Raw genomic sequence first — 15,546 nt, 5'->3', positions numbered from 1 at the left:
GGAACATCCCGGGCCCGAAGCCGCGCAGGGGCGTGACGGACCAGCTGCGTGGACCGGTCACGCCACGAGCTCGCCGGCCACCAGGGTCACTGATTCCCGTCCGCTCGGAGGACGAGGGAGCTCCATCGGACGTTGTCACGGCCATGAAGATCGGGACGCTCGGCGCGATGGACGGTGTGCAAGCCATGCACACTGCCCAACTCAACCGTCTCCGCGGCAGAGACGTCGAACATGTGGCGGCCCTCGGGCACAGGGCCATGACGGAGATTCACGAAGAAGCGTCCACCAGGCACCAGCAACGCGGCGACCCTGGCCATCGCGCGTCGGCGTTCCCCGGCGTCCAGATGCATCCACACCGCAGTGACGAAGACCGCATCGAACCGGTCCGGGTGACCGCTCAGCGCCAGGTCCGGAAGAGCGTCATCCACCCAGACGATGCCGCTGCCCGTATGGAGCCGCCGGGCATGCTCCCGCAGTTCAGCAGTCGGCTCGACGGCCACGACATCGTGTCCGCGAGCCGCCAGTGCGGCGGCATCGCGCCCGGTCCCTGCCCCCACGTCCAGCATCCGGCCCGGCTCGACGGGAACGAATTGCAGTACGTCACGGTGGACTTCGTCGAAGGAGACCTCCTCGTACTGGACGGCGAGCGCATCCGCCGCCTCGGCATACCCGGCGACGCCCCTCGGCAGGCTGCGACCCTCCACGACGGGAGTTCGATGATCACTCATGCCCGAAGGGTACTGGCTCCCCCGCAGCCCGCCCAGGTCTGCGGGGGCGGCTGCGTCCGCACCGTCCCGAAGTGATCCCATCGTGCCGGGCCTGGTCGTCGCGGCCGACACCGGCTCGACGCGGGAATGCCGACCGGCCGGCTCACTCGAATCCCGGCGGCGCCGACCCGCGCCCGTCAGGGCCCGGTGGCCGGCATTCACCCCCTGGCGCCGATGACCCCCAGACCGTCCATGTAGTCGCGAGCCCGCACGATCAGTCCGCCGCGGACGTGCAGCACCAGGAGGCCGGGGACGGTGAAGGTGGTGCTCCTGGCCGGCAGCGTTCCCACCGCGACGTGCTCGGCGACGACCACTCCCGGATCGGCGGTCTCGTGGACCGCGATCCTCCTGATCTCGTCGATCCGGACAGGACTGGATCCCCAGGCCGCCCGGTATCCCGCACGCACGGCCTCACGCCCCTCGTAACACGGGGGAAAACCGGGAGAGCTGAAGGGGAACTCGTGCACCGCGTCGATGGTGTACAGGTCGGCGAGATCGTCTGCGGACTTGTCGAGTATGGCCTGGTAGAAGCAGGTCAGCACCTCTCGGGCGTCACGGACAGCAGGCGTCTCCAACTCCGGCACAGGGGTCACTCCGTCGACTCGACACACAAGGGATTCGATCGCCCCACCATGTGCGCCGTGACGTTCGTGGCGGGCGTCGACCCGGATCTGCCCTTACGGTACTCCGGCTGGAAGCACTAGCGGTTCACCCAAGCGGCGCGGGCGCTCCCCCATGTCGCCGGCGACCACCGACTCCGATGTGCTCGTCGAACAGCCGCCGGCCACGCTCGGTCCCGGGCTCGGCGGCCGGCTCCTCGGCCCGGACGTGCTGCGGGACGCACTCATCGGGCAGCCGGACGGCTCGCGCCGAGCGGTGGGTGCGCGGGGACAGCGCCCGCTCCGGGGCCCCTCATTCGGCGAGGCTACCTGCCTCTGGACGAGCGCCCGCTCCGCCTGTTCCACGGGGTGTGGGTGGCGAGCACTTCGCCCACCGCGCCGACCACGTTGAACACGAGCCAGCTCACACCCTTCAGGACTCGCACGACCGCAGAACCCGCGACCTCTTCCATGTTTCCTGTCCCCTCATGTTCGTCCTCGTGGCTTGCTTCGATCTTGAAGACGCGTGCTGTCAATACTCGGTTGACCGGGGGAACAGGATGACGTGTCAGCCGGCAGTTGATCTCGGCGTGGAGATCAAGGAGCACCCGGCTCCCGGCTCCCGGCTCCCGGCTCCCGGCTCCCGGCTCCCGGCTCCCGGCTCCCGGCTCCCGGGGATGGTGTGGCGTATCCACGTCACGGCGTGAACGCGCACGCTCCGGGCCGCCCCGGCCGCGAATTGTTTTGCCAGGCTGGTGAGGGACGGGGTCTTGCCGCACGGGTGAGGCAGCCCGGTGTTGGCGTTTGCACCGACTCATCTCCAGGACGGATAGCGGATATTCATGCGGAACAGCATCTTGCGCGGCCAGGAAGCGGCCTCCCCCGGCGGCCCGGCGGCGGGCTGCGGTACGGGGGCCCGGCCAGGTGACGGTGCGGCTGCGGCCGCTCCCTTGTGGATCACCGCGACGCCCATCGCTCCCCGGGGCGAACTGCATCTCGGGCATCTGGCGGGTCCCTACGTCGCGGCCGATGTCATGGCGCGGTTCTTGCGGGCCGAAGGCACGGACGTACTGTTCACCACCGGCATCGCGAACCATGCCGGCTCGGTGGAGGTCAGGGCACTGGACACGGGAAGGACACCGGCCGATGTGGCCGACGGGCACGCCGTGGCCATAGAGGCCGATCTGATGCGTGCCCGCGTCGTGTTCGACCGTATTGCCCGGCCGCAGCATCCGGGTGGCTACAGCAGCTGGGTGCAGAACGTCGTCGGCCGGCTGCACGCCGAGGGGATAGTCGTTCCACGGGTGCGCCCCCTGCCGTACTGCGAACCGTGCGGACGGTGGCTTCATGGTGTTCAGGTCACCGGTGGATGCCCGCACTGCGGCGCCCTCACCCCTGCGGGCGCGTGTCGTTCCTGCGGACGCCCCGGTGAGGGGGGTGACTTGAGGGACCCGCGGTGTTCACGGTGCGGGGCGGGCGCCGCCCTGCGGCGGATGCGCCGTCTGTACCTGCTCCTGGAGCCCTTCCGTGCGGACCTTGCCGCTCACTGGGGCGGAGCCGGGCTGTCGTCCCGGATCGCCGCGCTGTGCGAGGGGCTCGCCGAGGAGGGGCTACCGGACGTGCCCGTTTCGCATCCGGGACGCTGGGGCGTGCCGGTGCAGGTGGAGGGGTTCGAGGACCAGGTGGTCGACGCGGAGTTCGAGGCGGTCGCGTTGCAACTGTGCGAGCAGGGCGGTGAGAGGCCGCTGCCCGGCCGTGCGGTCCGCTTCCACGGCCTCGGGCATGCCTTCTACGACGCCGTGCTGCTGCCCGCGCTGTTGACGGAGCGGGGGGTCGAGCCGGACCTGACGTATATGACCAGCGAGTTCTACCGCCTGACGCCGGAGGGCGGAGCGGGTCTGTGGGCACTGGACCTGCTCAATGAGTTCGGTTCGGACACGGTGAGGCGCCATGTCCTGGAGATATTCGGCGCGGAGCGCCGGTCCGGGTTCCGACCGGAGCGGCTGGAGCGCACTCGGCAGATGCTCGACGGCACGTGGAATGCCTGGTTGAGCGCCCTGTTCGGGGATGTCCGGGCCGAGTGCGGTGGTCGTGTGCCGGACGTCGCGCCGGGTGGGCCCGGCTGGGACACCGAGCTGCGACGGCTGACGGCCGCGGTTGCCGAACTGCGGCAGGCCTACGGTGTCGAGGGCTTCGATCCCCGTCGGGCGGTGGCCCTGCTCGACGAGGTCGTCCGGTCGGTTTCCGCCTTCGCCGAGGCCGGTTCCCACGAACGTCACAGGCCCGGTCGCGGTGAGCGTCATCTCGCCCTGATCGCGGCTCAGTTGAGTGTGGCATCCGCGCTCGCGTCCTGGGCCGGTCCGGTCATGCCGGAGGGGGCGGACCGGCTCGCCGCGGTGCTCCGGGTCCCCGCCGGGCGTCCGGTCGGGATCGAGGCGCTCGTACCGCCGTCGCACGGCAGCCCGATCGTGGCGCCCAAGGAGCCGGTCTTCGGCTTCTGACACCTCGGGATCCCGAGGCCGGACCCGAAACCGGTCCGTGTCGACGCGGCTTCCTCGGCCTCAGTCGACCCAGCCGAGCCGCATGGCCCGCACTCCGGCCTCGAAGCGGCTCGAAGCCCCCAGTTCCTGCATCAGTTCGGAGAGCATGCGGCTGACGGTGCGCAGCGAGACACCGAGGTTGCGGGCGATCTGCTCGTCCTTCATCCCGGTGGCGAGCATCCGCAGGATGGCACGCTGCTGGTCGGTGAGGCTGGCGGCGTCCTGCTCGTCCCGGCGCTGCTGCTCGAAGGGAACGGCGCCGCGCCAGCACTGCTCGAACCAGGCACGGTACGAGCGTACGAGGGACGGGCCCCGGGCCAGGATCGCGCCCGCGTCGTGGTGGTCCGGGTCCATCGGCACCAGGGCGAACCGCCCATCGGCGATGATCATGTTCATCGGGAGGTCCGCGGCCACCCGTATCTCGGCTCCCGCGACCGCCTTGTGCGTGAGGTGTTCCATGCCCTGCGGAGTGCCGGCGCTCGTACTGGAGAAGAAGTAGCGCACCCGTGTCCCCCGGGCCAGTTGGCGGCGGTCGCGGGACAGTGTCCGCTCGGGAATCTCGCGGCTGTGGCTGACCTGGGTCTGCAACGCGCAGAGGTCGTGCTCCACGGTCTCGGTGATGTCTTCCAACACCTGCTGGATACGCCGGTAGTCGGTGATGACCTCGACCTCGACCTCGGCGGACGGTGCGAGGACCTCTGCACGCAGGAAGCGGGTGGCCAGTGACTCCAGTCGGCCGTTGACCTCCCCGGCGTGGCGCAGGTCCTCGGCGAGACGGCCCCGTTCGCTCTCCAGGAGCTTGATCAGCGCCATCTCCGGGCTGACCACGGCGACCGCGTCGGACTCCGCTTCGGGCGCGCCGCCGGAGGCGAGGGCCAGCCCGTTGTCGTGTTCGGTGCCCGTGGGCACGATCAGGCCCAGGTTCAGAAGATCGCGGCGGCAACGTTCGCGCTCGCTCGGCCCGAGGTCCAGCTCGGCGACGGCCTCGTCGAAACTGGCCGCGCCGCGGAGCCGTAGTTCCTGGTAGAGCGCGAGCGCCAGGTCGTCGGCCCGTGCCCCCGTCGCGCTCGCTCTGCCGGCGCTCACCGCATAGCCCCTCTCGGCTGAAGATCCACGACGCGCAGCCCCCTCCGTGTGGAATACGGGTCAATCCTATGGGCCGGCGACTTCGAAGATCATGCTGCCCTTCGCAGGTCGGGGCCGGGGTCGAGGGGCCCGTGGTGTCGCGATCCGTCCGAGGGTTCGCCCATGCTCCGCGCGGCGCTGTGTCCTCCCTATCCCTGACGGAACGAGTGGTGCAGCGTGTACCGCTTGGAAGTGCCCCCGAAGCCGGCCGCGTCGTGGGATGCGGCATCGGTCCACTCCGTGATCACGATCGCGCGTTCCTCGCTGGATGCGAGGTGGACATGTGCCGCGAGCAGGCCCGGAGCCGGTCCCACCAGGCTCTGCGCATCGGCGGTCGCCACCGTGCCGACCGCGAAGATGCCGGCAGGGCTCACCTCATCGTGAAGGACACTGCGGTGCAGACGGGTTCGGTCGAGTCCGGGACGCTCGATTCCCGGTACGAGCGTGTCGATGCGACCGACCACGTCGGCGCGACGGGCTCGGGCCCACGACAGGTGCTCTTCGTCGCTGGTCCACTGGGCGTAGAAGAGCAGACCGGCGCCGTCCGTGGAGAGGAAGACGTGTTGTGCCAAGCGCCCTGCGGGTGTCTCGGCCGCAGCCCACTCGTCGATCACGGCATCGGCCGCGGTGTGCGAACGCTCGAAGGTACCCGTGAGCCACTCGCTGATCAGGGCTGTACGGGCGCTTGGACGAACGATGTCGAGGAAACGTGTCATGTAGCCAACTCTCTTGTGTCAAGCGCACTTGAGGTCAAGTGATCGGGGTCGGGAGCCGAACCGTCGCAGCGGCTCGGCCTGTGGTGGTGGGGATGCGGTGACCGTGCCGTCTGGCCGGCCCGGATCGGACGATCGCGGGCCGGCCAGACGGCGTGGATGTGGTCAGCCTGCGACGGTGGCGAGCTTGCCGGGCTCGTAGGCGCCGCCCTGGTTGTTGAGGATCACGCCGAGCCGGTTGGTCGCGTTGATCATGGCGATCAGGGAGACCAGCGCGATGGCCTGGTCGTCGTCGTAGTGCTTGCGGACCTGGGCCCAGGTCTCATCGCTGACGCCTTCGTAACCGTCGATGATGCGGGTGCCCTCCTCGGTGAGGGCGAGCGCGGCCCGCTCGGCCTCGGTGAACACGGTGGAGTGGCGCCAGGTGGCGACCAGGTTCAGCCGGGCCGAGGTCTCGCCGGAGGCAGCGGCGTCCTTGGTGTGGATGTCGACGCAGAAGCCGCAGCCGTTGATCTGGCTGGCTCGCAGCTGCACCAGTTCCTGGGTCGGCTTCGGCAGCGGCGACTCCTGGATCACCTGGCTGACGGCGAAGATCCGCTTGCCGATCCTGGCGCCGATCTCGTGGTCGAACAGGTTCATACGGGTTTCCATCACAACGCCCTCGCTGTGGAATCGTGTGCCGCGCGAATCGTCCGCGCAGCGTCCTGACGCACATGAGGCGCCGGGCGCCACGCCCCTGTGACAGCACGGCGATGTGACGAAGGCCACCGCCCCGCGGCGTCACAGAAGTGCGGTGGGCGGTGTCTTGTGCGCGACACGGACAACAAGAGACGCAACAGGCGGGAGCCGACATGGACGAGAGCACCGGGCGAGCGGCCGGCATGACCGGGCCCAGCACTCACGCCGGTTGGACGGGCTCACCCACCGAGGCGTTCGTCGCCCACCGCAACCTGCTTTTCACCGTTGCCTACGAGATGCTCGGCTCGGCCGCCGATGCCGAGGACGTCCTCCAGGAGACCTGGCTGCGCTGGGCGGACGTCGACCACGACACGGTGCGGGACGCACGCGCCTTCCTGGTCCGCGTCACCACGCGCCAGGCGCTGACCCGGCTGCGCACGCTGCGCCGGCGCAAGGAGTCCTACGTCGGCCCCTGGCTGCCCGAACCCCTGCTGACCGCACCCGATGTCGCCGAGGACGTCGAGTTGGCCGACAGCGTCTCCATGGCGATGCTGCTCGTACTGGAGACGCTCGCTCCGACCGAGCGGGCCGTCTTCGTGCTGCGCGAGGTCTTCGATCTCGGGTACGACGAGATCGCGCAGGCGGTCGAGAAGACTCCCGCGGCGGTCCGGCAGATCGCCCACCGCGCTCGGGCCCATGTCGCGGCGCGCCGGCCGCGCGAGGTGGTGTCCCCGGCCGAGACGCGCAGTGTGCTCGCGGCTTTTCAACAGGCTGTCGAAACAGGTGACTTGCAGCGGTTGCTCGACATGATCGCTCCGGATGTCGTGCTGTTGACCGACGGCGGCGGAGTCGTGCGGGCCGCTGTGGAACCCGTCGTGGGTGCCGGGACGGTGGTCGACGTGCTGAGCAGGCTCGTGTCCGCGACCCTGCAACCGGCCCAGGTCAACGGCCATCCGGCCCTGATCCTGCGCAGGGAGGGCCGGATCGACACGGTCCTGGCGGTGCGCCTCGAAAACGGCCTCATCGCGGGGCTCTACGCCGTCCGCAACCCCGAGAAGCTCTCACGCACCGACCGGGAGACCGCAGTCGGCCGCTGAGCCGGAAGGTGCGCCGTACGCCCGGACGCCGTGTCCCATGAGGTGGCTAGGACCACTGACGTAGGCGCACGGTACTGCCCAGGGACGATGACCAGGTGTCGGGCCCGGTGAAAGGCTGGGTCGCGTGACGAGAACGCCCGGGGCCGCGGGTCGAGGACGCGCTCCGTGCTCCCCCATCCGCCTTCTGTCGCCCTGGCCAGGCCGGGCCTCCTCGCTGTTCTCGTCGCCGTCTTCCCTACCGCCGCCTCATGCACCAAGGAGACCGTGTGACCACCATCAACGCAGCTGCGCGCCGCGCATCGGCCGTGGGCCTCGCCCTCACCACCTGCTTCACCGCGCTGCCCGGCGCGACGGCGACAGCCGCGGGCCGCGACGGCGGAGCGGTGACGGCCGGGGCAGGTCTCGGCCGCTACTACCACCAGCGCCTCGACTGGAGGAGCTGCGTCCTCGGCCCGGACGACGCCACCGGCCGTGATCTGGAGAAGGCCGGCGCACGCTGCGCCGATGTCACCGTTCCACTCGACTACACCCGCCCCCGGGGACGCACCCTCAAGGTCGCGATATCCCGGATCGCTGCCACCGACAACCGCCACCGGGCCGGCTCTCTGCTGTTCAACCCCGGAGGCCCGGGCGGACCCGGTCTCGGCTACTCCCCGCTCGTTCGCCACATGATGAAGGAGACCGGTGCACGCTACGACGTCATCGGCTTCGATCCCCGTTTCGTCGGGCGCAGCGCCCCGCTCGACTGCGACTGGCCCGTCGGCTCCTCGATACTCTCCGCCGGACTGAGCCGGGCGAGCTTCGAGCGCCAGGTCGCCCTGCAGAAGGGCCTGGCCGACAAGTGCCGGGCCACCAACGCTTCAGTACTGCCGTACGTCTCCACACGCAACACGGCCCGCGACATGGACGTCGTCCGGGGTGCGCTGGGCGAGCGGAAGGTCTCCTACCTGGGCTGGTCCTACGGTACGTACCTGGGCACGGCCTACACCCAGATGTTCCCCGGTCGCTACGACCGGGTGGTCCTCGACGGTGCGCTGGATCCGCGCCGCTACAACCCGCGGCTGATGCGCGGTGTGGAGCGCGAGAACGAGCAGGCCCTCGCGGACTGGGCCACCTGGGCGGCGAAGCGCCACAGCGTCTACGGTCTCGGCCGCACGCGCGGCCAGGTGCTCGCCACGGTGAACCGTGTCGTCGCGGCCTCCGCGCGCCACTCTCTGACCGTCGGCACCGGTGCGGACACGTTCCGGCTCGATGACACCCAGGTGCCCTTCGTGGTCTTCTCCGGGACCGCGGACGACACCGATGAGGCGCGAGCTGCGGCCGGAGAGCAGATGTCCGTGCTCGCCAGGGCCGCAGCAGGTAGGCCCACCCGGCTGTCGCCGCAGTTCGCCGCGGTGCTGCGCGGTGCGCTCACCGACGAGGGGTCACGCAACGGCAGTGTGCAGTCCGCGATCCTCTGCGGCGATGTGTCCGTGCCGCGCGATCCCGAGAGGTACTGGCGGGACATCGAACGCAGTCGGGCCTCGCACTCGCTGTTCGGCCCGCTCACCGACAACATCGGGCCGTGCGCCTTCTGGGACCGGCCTCGTGAGAAGCCCACCCGGGTGCACCGTGACACGCCGGCCCTGATCGTGGCCGCCACCGGCGACCCGCGCACCCCGTATTCGGGCAGTGTGGCACTGCACGAGCTGCTGCCGAGCTCCAGGCTGCTCACCCTCAAGGGTGCCAACCGGCACGCGCTCTACGGTCAGTACGGCAACGCCTGCGTGGACGATGCGGTCAACCGGTACCTGGCCACCGGAAGGCTGCCCGCGCGGGACGGGACCTGTGTGAAGCGGAGCCACTGACGAACGAGCGCCGCATCGAACCGTCGTGGCCCAAGGGAACAGATCGAGCCGTCGTCCCCTTCGACGATTCAAGAGCGGTGGAGTTCGGGCGACTTGTATGATCGTCAGCGGGATGGGGCTCGTAGCGCAGTGGTCGTCGCGCCTTCACCGCGTGTGGGAGGACGCCGGTTCGAATCCGGTCGGCCCCATCCCGTTCCGGTCGCCGCACTTCCATGGTTCGGCCATGAGAAGTCTTCGCCCCCCGAAGCAGTGAGTGTGCCGAGCCGGGCCGAAGAGTCCTGCCTGAACAAGTCGGCCAGGGGCTGTCATTGGCTCTTCTTCGCGGGGCCGACCTGCTGCGGTGCTGGACGCCATCGCTCTCCGGGCGGCCCGGCCGCGCCCTCGGTGTGACCTGCCTCACATGTTGTCACAGCCGCCGGCCATCCGGTGTCTTGAGGCCGAACGTCCGGAACCGGAGGAGACCTCATGGCCGAGAACACCGAAGTGATCGTCATCGGCGGCGGATACGCCGGCGTCATGGCGGCCAATCGTCTGACGCAGCGCGACGACGTGACCGTCACTCTGATCAACCCTCGCCCGTCCTTCGTGCACCGGGTCCGCCTGCACCAACTGGTGGGCGGGACCGACGACGCGGTGGTCGACTACCGGGACGTCCTGGGCGAGCGCGTCCGTCTGGCGGTCGACACCGTGACCCGGATCGGCGCGGCCGAGGGCAACGTGACCCTGGCGGCCGGCGGCACCGTCGAATACGACTACCTGGTCTACGCGGTGGGCAGTGGCAGCGCCGAGCCGGGCGTGCCCGGTGCGGCCGAGTTCGCCTGTCCCGTCGCCACCCTGGAGGAGGCGGGGCGGCTGCGGCCGGTCCTCGACGCGGCGCCCGCGGGCGCCGCGGTGACGGTCGTCGGAGCCGGCCCGACCGGCATCGAGACCGCCGCCGAACTGGCGGAGGCGGGCCACGCCGTGACCCTGGTCTGCGGTGGGGTGCTCGGTCCGTACCTGCACGCGCGGGGGCGCCGCTCGGTCGCCGGGCAACTGGCCGGGCTCGGTGTGACCGTGCTCGACGGCCCCGGCACGAGGGTGACGGCGGTGACCCGCGACGCTGTGGAGCTCGACGACGGCCGTCGGCTGCCGAGCCGCGTGACCATCTGGACCGCCGGATTCGGCGTGCCGGACCTGGCCGTACGAAGCGGGCTGAGCACCGACGCCCTGGGCCGCCTGCTCACGGACGAGACGTTGACCAGCGTGGACGACGTGCGCATCGTCGCCGCCGGGGACTCGGCGGCGCCCTCGGGCCTGCCGCTGCGGATGAGCTGTCAGGCCGCGATGCCGCTGGGCGCGCGGGCCGCAGACACGGTCCTCAGCCGGATCGCGGGCGAGCGGCCCTCGCCCCTCAGGCAGGCGTTCACCGCCCAGTGCGTCAGCCTGGGCCGACGCACCGGCATCTTCCAGTTCGCCCGCAACGACGTCGCGATATGGCTCCACATCGACGGCCGGCCGGGGGCGAGGCTCAAGGAAGCCGTGTGCAAGGGCATCATCAAGCACATGGCCGACGAGGCGGGCAAGCCCGGTTCGTACCGCTTGCACCGGGTCGCGGGAAGTACCGGGCGCCGACGGCAGCTTCGGCTGCGGGCCGGGCGCGGCGAGGAGCCGGCGACCGCCGGACGGACCGCATAGCCATCGGACAAGGGGCGGTTCTCGACCCGGCGTGTCACAGCCGTGCGCCGAGGACCGTCCCACTCTCGATCGCATGGAGCAGGTGAGCCGGGCTCCAACGGCTCACCCGGAGGGAGGACTTGCTGTGGATGCACGTTCGAAGGCCGCCGCCGGCGACCGGGGACCGGACGAGACGGAGAGGGGCCGGGGCATGAACGGCCGGGCGACCGATCCGGCGACCGAGGCCTTCGTCGCCCACCGCAATCTGCTGTTCACCGTTGCCTACGAGATGCTCGGATCGGCGGCCGACGCCGAGGACGTCCTCCAGGAGACCTGGCTGCGGTGGGCCGGGGTCGATCCGGCCCGGGTGCTCGACCACCGCGCCTATCTGGTGCGGATCACGACCCGGCAGGCGCTCAACCGGCTGCGCACCATGAGGCGCCGGAAGGAGGCGTACGTCGGCCCCTGGTTGCCCGAGCCGCTGCTCACCACGCCGGACGTGGCCCAGGACGTCGACCTCGCCGAGAGTGTCTCGATGGCGATGATGCTCGTCCTCGAAACGCTTTCGCCGACCGAGCGCGCCGTCTTCGTGCTGCGCGAGGTCTTCGAGGTCGACTACGACGACATCGCGGCCGCCGTCGACAAGAGCCCCGCGGCCGTCCGCCAGATCGCGCACCGCGCCCGGAAACACGTCGATTCCCGCCGCCCTCGCAAGGTGGTCTCCCCGAGCGAGGCCCGGGCGGCCGTGGAGTCGTTCCGGCGGGTACTGGAGACCGGAGATCTCCAGGGCCTCCTCGACGTACTCGCCCCTGATGTCGTCCTGGTGGGCGACGGCGGAGGCATCAAACAGGCAGCACTGCGGCCGACCGTCGGCGCCGGCAAGGTGGCGCGCTACATGCTCGGCGGCCTCAGAAAGAACAGGCTTTCGATGACGCTTTCTCCCGTCGTGGTCAACGGCAGTCCGGCACTCCTGGTGCTCCTGGACGGCGAGATCGACGGTGTCCTGGCGATCCGTGTCGAGGACGACCGCGTCAACGGCCTCTACTACGTGCGCAATCCCGAGAAACTGAACCGCGTCGACTCCGAGACCCCGCTCACCGTGCGATGAATACGGGCGGCGGAACAGCCACTTGACCGCCCACGCGTCGGACGGAAGTCGGTCGTTGATTACGTTCAGGGGCCGGGCAGCAGCTACCGTGCTGTTGTGGTGATCAACGGGGAGGACATCGGATCCGGGACCGCGCTGCTGATCGCGGCGGCCCCGGCCGGCAAGGGCTGTCTCATCGACGCGGCCGGCGTCCTGCCCACGCTCGCCGCCGTTGCGCCCAGCATCCTGGCGGGCGCGTCGGCAGCCACCATCGTCGAACTCGCGGACCCGACCGACCCGCAGACCGTCCTCACCCGCATCCGCGCGGCGGCGGCCGCGCCCGGCCCGCTCACGCTCTACATAGCCGGTCAGCTCCATCTCGACCACAAGCAGCGCCTGATCCACCTCGCACTCGCCCGGACGACCACGCCTGCCACCCTGCGCTACACCGCGCTGCCGTGGCACTGGCTGGCCAGCGAACTCAAGCTGCGCCGACCGGGCTCCACCACCGTCGTCGTCGACATGGTCGCCGCCCCGGAAGCCTGGCAGCAGCTCCGTGCCGAGGGTCTCGTGCTCGGCTACGGGATCCGTGTCTACGGCCGGATCGTCCCGCCACCGCCCCGCCGCCAGATCGCGGAACCGGCCTATCTGAAGGCCTTCGCCACCACCTGGCGCAGCGGCCTGAACCCGCCGCTCGCCCGGCTCCACGAACAGGCCGCCGCCCAGGTGGGCCCCGGCGACGCGCTCTTCCTGTCCATCGGTGACTCGTCCGTCCCCTCCGTACCCTCCCCCGCGGCGCCCGCCGTCCAGGTCCCGGTACAGCCCCACCAGCCGCCTGCGCCGGCCGTGGAGAGCACCGGGGCGGCGGCCGAGGAGGATCCGTTGCCCGCGATTCTCGCCGCGGCCCACGCGGGGCGGCACGGCGAGGCCGCGTCGCTCGCGGCCATATGGGAGGGGTGGGCGCTGCGTACCTACGGCACGGGCTCCGTGCAGGCCATCCACTGGCTGGAGGTCCGGGCCGACCTCGCTCGTCTGGCCGATGATCCGGCGCGTAGCTGCGAGCTGTGGATGGCTGCCGCCGACGCCCGCCTCGCCCGGCAACAGCTGCCGGACGACCCGGCCGTGGAGAGCGCCGTGGACCGCGCCCACCACCAGTGGCAGCAGCTTCGCGACCCGCGGCGGGCCCAGGAACTCGGCCCGCCCCTGGACGCCCTGCGCCACCACGTACCGGGCCGGCGTCCCGGAGCGGTCGAGGCCGTGCGGCACCGGCTGGAAATGCTGGACACCACACCCCAGGCGCCGACCCGAGGTGTGGCACCGTGATGGAACAGGGCCCTCAGACCGCCTCCGGGCGAGCGCCGGGAGCTCTCACTCCTTGACCGCGCCCGCGTTGGCGCCGCTGACGAAGTAGCGCTGGAAGCAGAAGAAGAGCGCGGCCACCGGAAGGGTGGACAGCAGGGCCGCCGCGAGTTTCAGCGGATACTGTGTTCCGCCGCCGAGTCCGCCGGAGACGAAGCGTGCCAGACCCGTGGTGAGTGTCTCGTACTGGCCGGACTGCGTGCTCACGAGGAAGTGCGTGAACTCGTTCCACGACCCCTGGAACGACAGGATCGTCAAGGTGATCAACGCCGGTCTGGCCATCGGCAGGACGACGGACCAGAAGATCCGGAACACACCCGCCCCGTCGACCCGTGCCGCCTCCTCGACCTCGCGCGGCACCGACTCGAAGAACTGCTTCATGATGAAGATGCCCGCCGCGTCCACCAGCAGCGGCAGGATCATGCCGGTGTACGAGTCGAACAGGCCGAAGGTGTTCAGCACCAGGAACTTCGGGATGAGCAGGGCCACACCGGGCACCGCCATCACCGCGAGCACGAAGCCGAACAGTATCGAGCGGCCCCGGAACCGCAGCCGGGCCAGCGCGTATCCCGCCATGGAGTCGAACAGCACCCGGCCCGCCGTCACCAGCACCGCGACCAGGGCCGAGTTGCCCAGCCAGCGAAGGAAGGGCACCCCGTCCGCGGCCCGGCTCAGCCCGAACAGCCGCTGGTAGGCGGCCGTGGTCGGAGTGGTGGGCAGCAGGGCCAGTGGGTGCGCGGCGGCATCCGGGTCCGTCTTGAAGCCCGTCACCAGCTGGAGGGCGAACGGCAGGAGATAGAGCAGGCCCAGACCGAGCACCGCGGCGTACCCCACCACCCGCCACGGCAGGCGGAATCGGTTCAGGACGGGTCGGCCCCGGTCCTGTGGAGTGCGACGGGCCCGGTCGCGTGCCGGCGTGGCGGCGACGGTCATCGGTTCCTCCCGGTACGTGCGCCGCGTTCCCGCAGCACCCAGCGCTGGAACGCGGTCAGGACGAGGATCAGGGCGAGCAGGATGAACGCGATCGCCGAGCCCTGCCCGAAGTCCGCGTTGTCGAAGCCCGCCGAGTACGACAGGAAGGCGGGCGTGAGCGTCGTATTGCCCGGAGCGCCCTGGCCCATCACGTACACCTGGTCGAACACCTGCCAGGTGGAGATCAGCCCGAGTGTCAGGACGAGGAACAGCACGGGGCGCAGGGCGGGCAACGTCACGTACCGCAGCATCTGCCGGCGGTTGACCCCCTCCATCGCCGCCGACTCCTCCAGCTCGCGCGGAATGTTCTGGAGCGCCGCGAGGAAGATCAGCATGAAGGTGCCGGAGGTCGTCCACACGGCGAGCAGGATGAGCGTGCACATCGCGACCGAGGGGCCCGAGAGCCATTCGAACCACGACAGTCCCAGTGCGGAGTGGTCCGCCAGCATGCCGGTGGGCCGTTCGGGGTCGACGATTCCCAGACCTCCCAGGATCAGGGAGAGCACCCCGCGCGGGTCCGCGAACCAGTTCGGTCCCTTGATCCCGATCCAGGACAGCAGGGAGTTGACGGCTCCGCTGCCCTGGAAGAGAAAGAGGAAGACCGTGGAGACGGCGATGGAGCTGGTGACCGACGGGAAGAAGAACGTCGTACGAAGGGCGCCGCGCCCCCGCAGCAGTCGCTGGTTGACGATCAGGGCGAGGCCCAGTGCCAGCAGGGTCTGCAGGGGAACGGTCAGCACCACGTAGTAGAGGTTGTTGCGCAGGGAGGTGGCGAAGAGGGTGCGGTCGAGGCCGTCCTGGGTGAGCAGCGACCGGTAGTTATCCAGGCCGACGAAATCGGCTTGGCCGGAGAACGGGTTGGACTGGCCGTCCCAGTGCAGCAGGCTCACCCACAGCGCCATCAGGATGGGCAGCACCATGAACAGTCCGAGGACGAGCACCATGGGGCTGACGAACAGCCAGCCCCAGGTGCCCTCCCCGCGGAGGCCCGCGCGCCGGGCGCGGGCCTTCGCGGTCGTACCGGTCTCGCCGGGTGCGCTGTCAGGTGCGCCGGGCGAGCCGGTGGTACGGGAGACTCCGCGCACGCGCGTCGTGCGGATGGGCATGGG

General features: G+C 70.4%; 15 protein-coding genes and 1 tRNA gene. 8 read left to right on the top strand and 8 right to left on the bottom strand.

Translation table 11 applies throughout. From position 1 onward, the window contains the following. Positions 1–86: 86 nt before the first annotated feature. Positions 87–566 carry a class I SAM-dependent methyltransferase gene (locus tag ACWCPY_RS27130; RefSeq protein WP_451269196.1) on the bottom strand — a complete coding sequence of 160 codons (480 nt, stop codon included), beginning with the start codon at positions 564–566 and terminating at the stop codon, positions 87–89. On the opposite strand from ACWCPY_RS27130, the gene ACWCPY_RS27125 reads away from it, so the two are divergent. Further along, positions 465–803: a hypothetical protein gene (locus tag ACWCPY_RS27125; RefSeq protein ID WP_451269200.1), complete on the top strand. Its 339-nt coding sequence runs from the start codon at positions 465–467 to the stop codon at positions 801–803. The two genes, ACWCPY_RS27130 and ACWCPY_RS27125, sit on opposite strands and share 102 nt — an antisense overlap. Before the next feature lie 122 nt (positions 804–925). Here the strand turns inward: ACWCPY_RS27125 and ACWCPY_RS27120 are convergent, their stop codons facing one another. Continuing rightward, positions 926–1,360 (bottom strand): nuclear transport factor 2 family protein, encoded by a 435-nt coding sequence (locus tag ACWCPY_RS27120; protein ID WP_451269169.1) that lies wholly within the window; start codon positions 1,358–1,360, stop codon positions 926–928. 332 nt (positions 1,361–1,692) lie between these two features. Next, positions 1,693–1,974, bottom strand: a complete 282-nt coding sequence (locus tag ACWCPY_RS27115) for a hypothetical protein (RefSeq protein WP_451269167.1) — start codon at positions 1,972–1,974, stop codon at positions 1,693–1,695. 234 nt (positions 1,975–2,208) lie between these two features. Between ACWCPY_RS27115 and ACWCPY_RS27110 the strand changes: the two genes are divergently transcribed. After that, complete coding sequence (locus tag ACWCPY_RS27110) at positions 2,209–3,867, top strand: class I tRNA ligase family protein (RefSeq protein ID WP_451269165.1); 1,659 nt, start codon at positions 2,209–2,211, stop codon at positions 3,865–3,867. Between the two features lie 60 nt (positions 3,868–3,927). Here the strand turns inward: ACWCPY_RS27110 and ACWCPY_RS27105 are convergent, their stop codons facing one another. From ACWCPY_RS27105 to ACWCPY_RS27095, 3 genes are all read right to left on the bottom strand, one after another. Next, a complete protein-coding gene (locus ACWCPY_RS27105; RefSeq protein ID WP_451269163.1) occupies positions 3,928–4,992 on the bottom strand; it encodes a LuxR C-terminal-related transcriptional regulator in 1,065 nt (354 codons plus the stop codon). Between the two features lie 188 nt (positions 4,993–5,180). Beyond that, entirely contained in the window at positions 5,181–5,747 is a 567-nt protein-coding gene (locus ACWCPY_RS27100) for an antibiotic biosynthesis monooxygenase (protein ID WP_451269161.1), read from the bottom strand. Between the two features lie 162 nt (positions 5,748–5,909). Beyond that, positions 5,910–6,395 (bottom strand): carboxymuconolactone decarboxylase family protein, encoded by a 486-nt coding sequence (locus ACWCPY_RS27095; protein WP_451269159.1) that lies wholly within the window; start codon positions 6,393–6,395, stop codon positions 5,910–5,912. Between the two features lie 230 nt (positions 6,396–6,625). Here ACWCPY_RS27095 and ACWCPY_RS27090 point away from each other — a divergent pair, with 230 nt between their 5' ends. From ACWCPY_RS27090 to ACWCPY_RS27065, 6 genes are all read left to right on the top strand, one after another. Then, the gene (locus ACWCPY_RS27090; RefSeq protein ID WP_451269195.1) at positions 6,626–7,519 is read left to right on the top strand and encodes an RNA polymerase sigma-70 factor; all 894 of its coding nucleotides are present in this window, start codon (positions 6,626–6,628) and stop codon (positions 7,517–7,519) included. Between the two features lie 248 nt (positions 7,520–7,767). Further along, positions 7,768–9,366: an alpha/beta hydrolase gene (locus ACWCPY_RS27085; RefSeq protein WP_451269157.1), complete on the top strand. Its 1,599-nt coding sequence runs from the start codon at positions 7,768–7,770 to the stop codon at positions 9,364–9,366. 114 nt (positions 9,367–9,480) lie between these two features. Further along, positions 9,481–9,554: transfer RNA gene (locus ACWCPY_RS27080), tRNA-OTHER, on the top strand. Between the two features lie 277 nt (positions 9,555–9,831). Then, the gene (locus ACWCPY_RS27075; protein ID WP_451269155.1) at positions 9,832–11,040 is read left to right on the top strand and encodes an NAD(P)/FAD-dependent oxidoreductase; all 1,209 of its coding nucleotides are present in this window, start codon (positions 9,832–9,834) and stop codon (positions 11,038–11,040) included. Positions 11,041–11,230: 190 nt separating this feature from the next. After that, positions 11,231–12,127, top strand: a complete 897-nt coding sequence (locus ACWCPY_RS27070; protein ID WP_451269193.1) for an RNA polymerase sigma-70 factor — start codon at positions 11,231–11,233, stop codon at positions 12,125–12,127. Positions 12,128–12,223: 96 nt separating this feature from the next. Continuing rightward, positions 12,224–13,429 carry a hypothetical protein gene (locus tag ACWCPY_RS27065; protein WP_451269153.1) on the top strand — a complete coding sequence of 402 codons (1,206 nt, stop codon included), beginning with the start codon at positions 12,224–12,226 and terminating at the stop codon, positions 13,427–13,429. A gap of 45 nt (positions 13,430–13,474) precedes the next feature. On the opposite strand, the gene ACWCPY_RS27060 is transcribed toward ACWCPY_RS27065, so the two are convergent. Beyond that, positions 13,475–14,398: a carbohydrate ABC transporter permease gene (locus ACWCPY_RS27060; protein ID WP_451269151.1), complete on the bottom strand. Its 924-nt coding sequence runs from the start codon at positions 14,396–14,398 to the stop codon at positions 13,475–13,477. Beyond that, positions 14,395–15,543 carry a carbohydrate ABC transporter permease gene (locus tag ACWCPY_RS27055; RefSeq protein ID WP_451269149.1) on the bottom strand — a complete coding sequence of 383 codons (1,149 nt, stop codon included), beginning with the start codon at positions 15,541–15,543 and terminating at the stop codon, positions 14,395–14,397. The genes ACWCPY_RS27060 and ACWCPY_RS27055 overlap by 4 nt, the downstream gene beginning before the upstream one ends. Between the last annotated feature and the right edge of the window lie 3 nt (positions 15,544–15,546).

This window comes from Streptomyces sp. NPDC002403, from assembly GCF_053593015.1.
The sequence above is the reverse complement of the archived record's forward strand: the minus strand, read 5'-3'. Positions and strand labels throughout refer to the sequence as shown.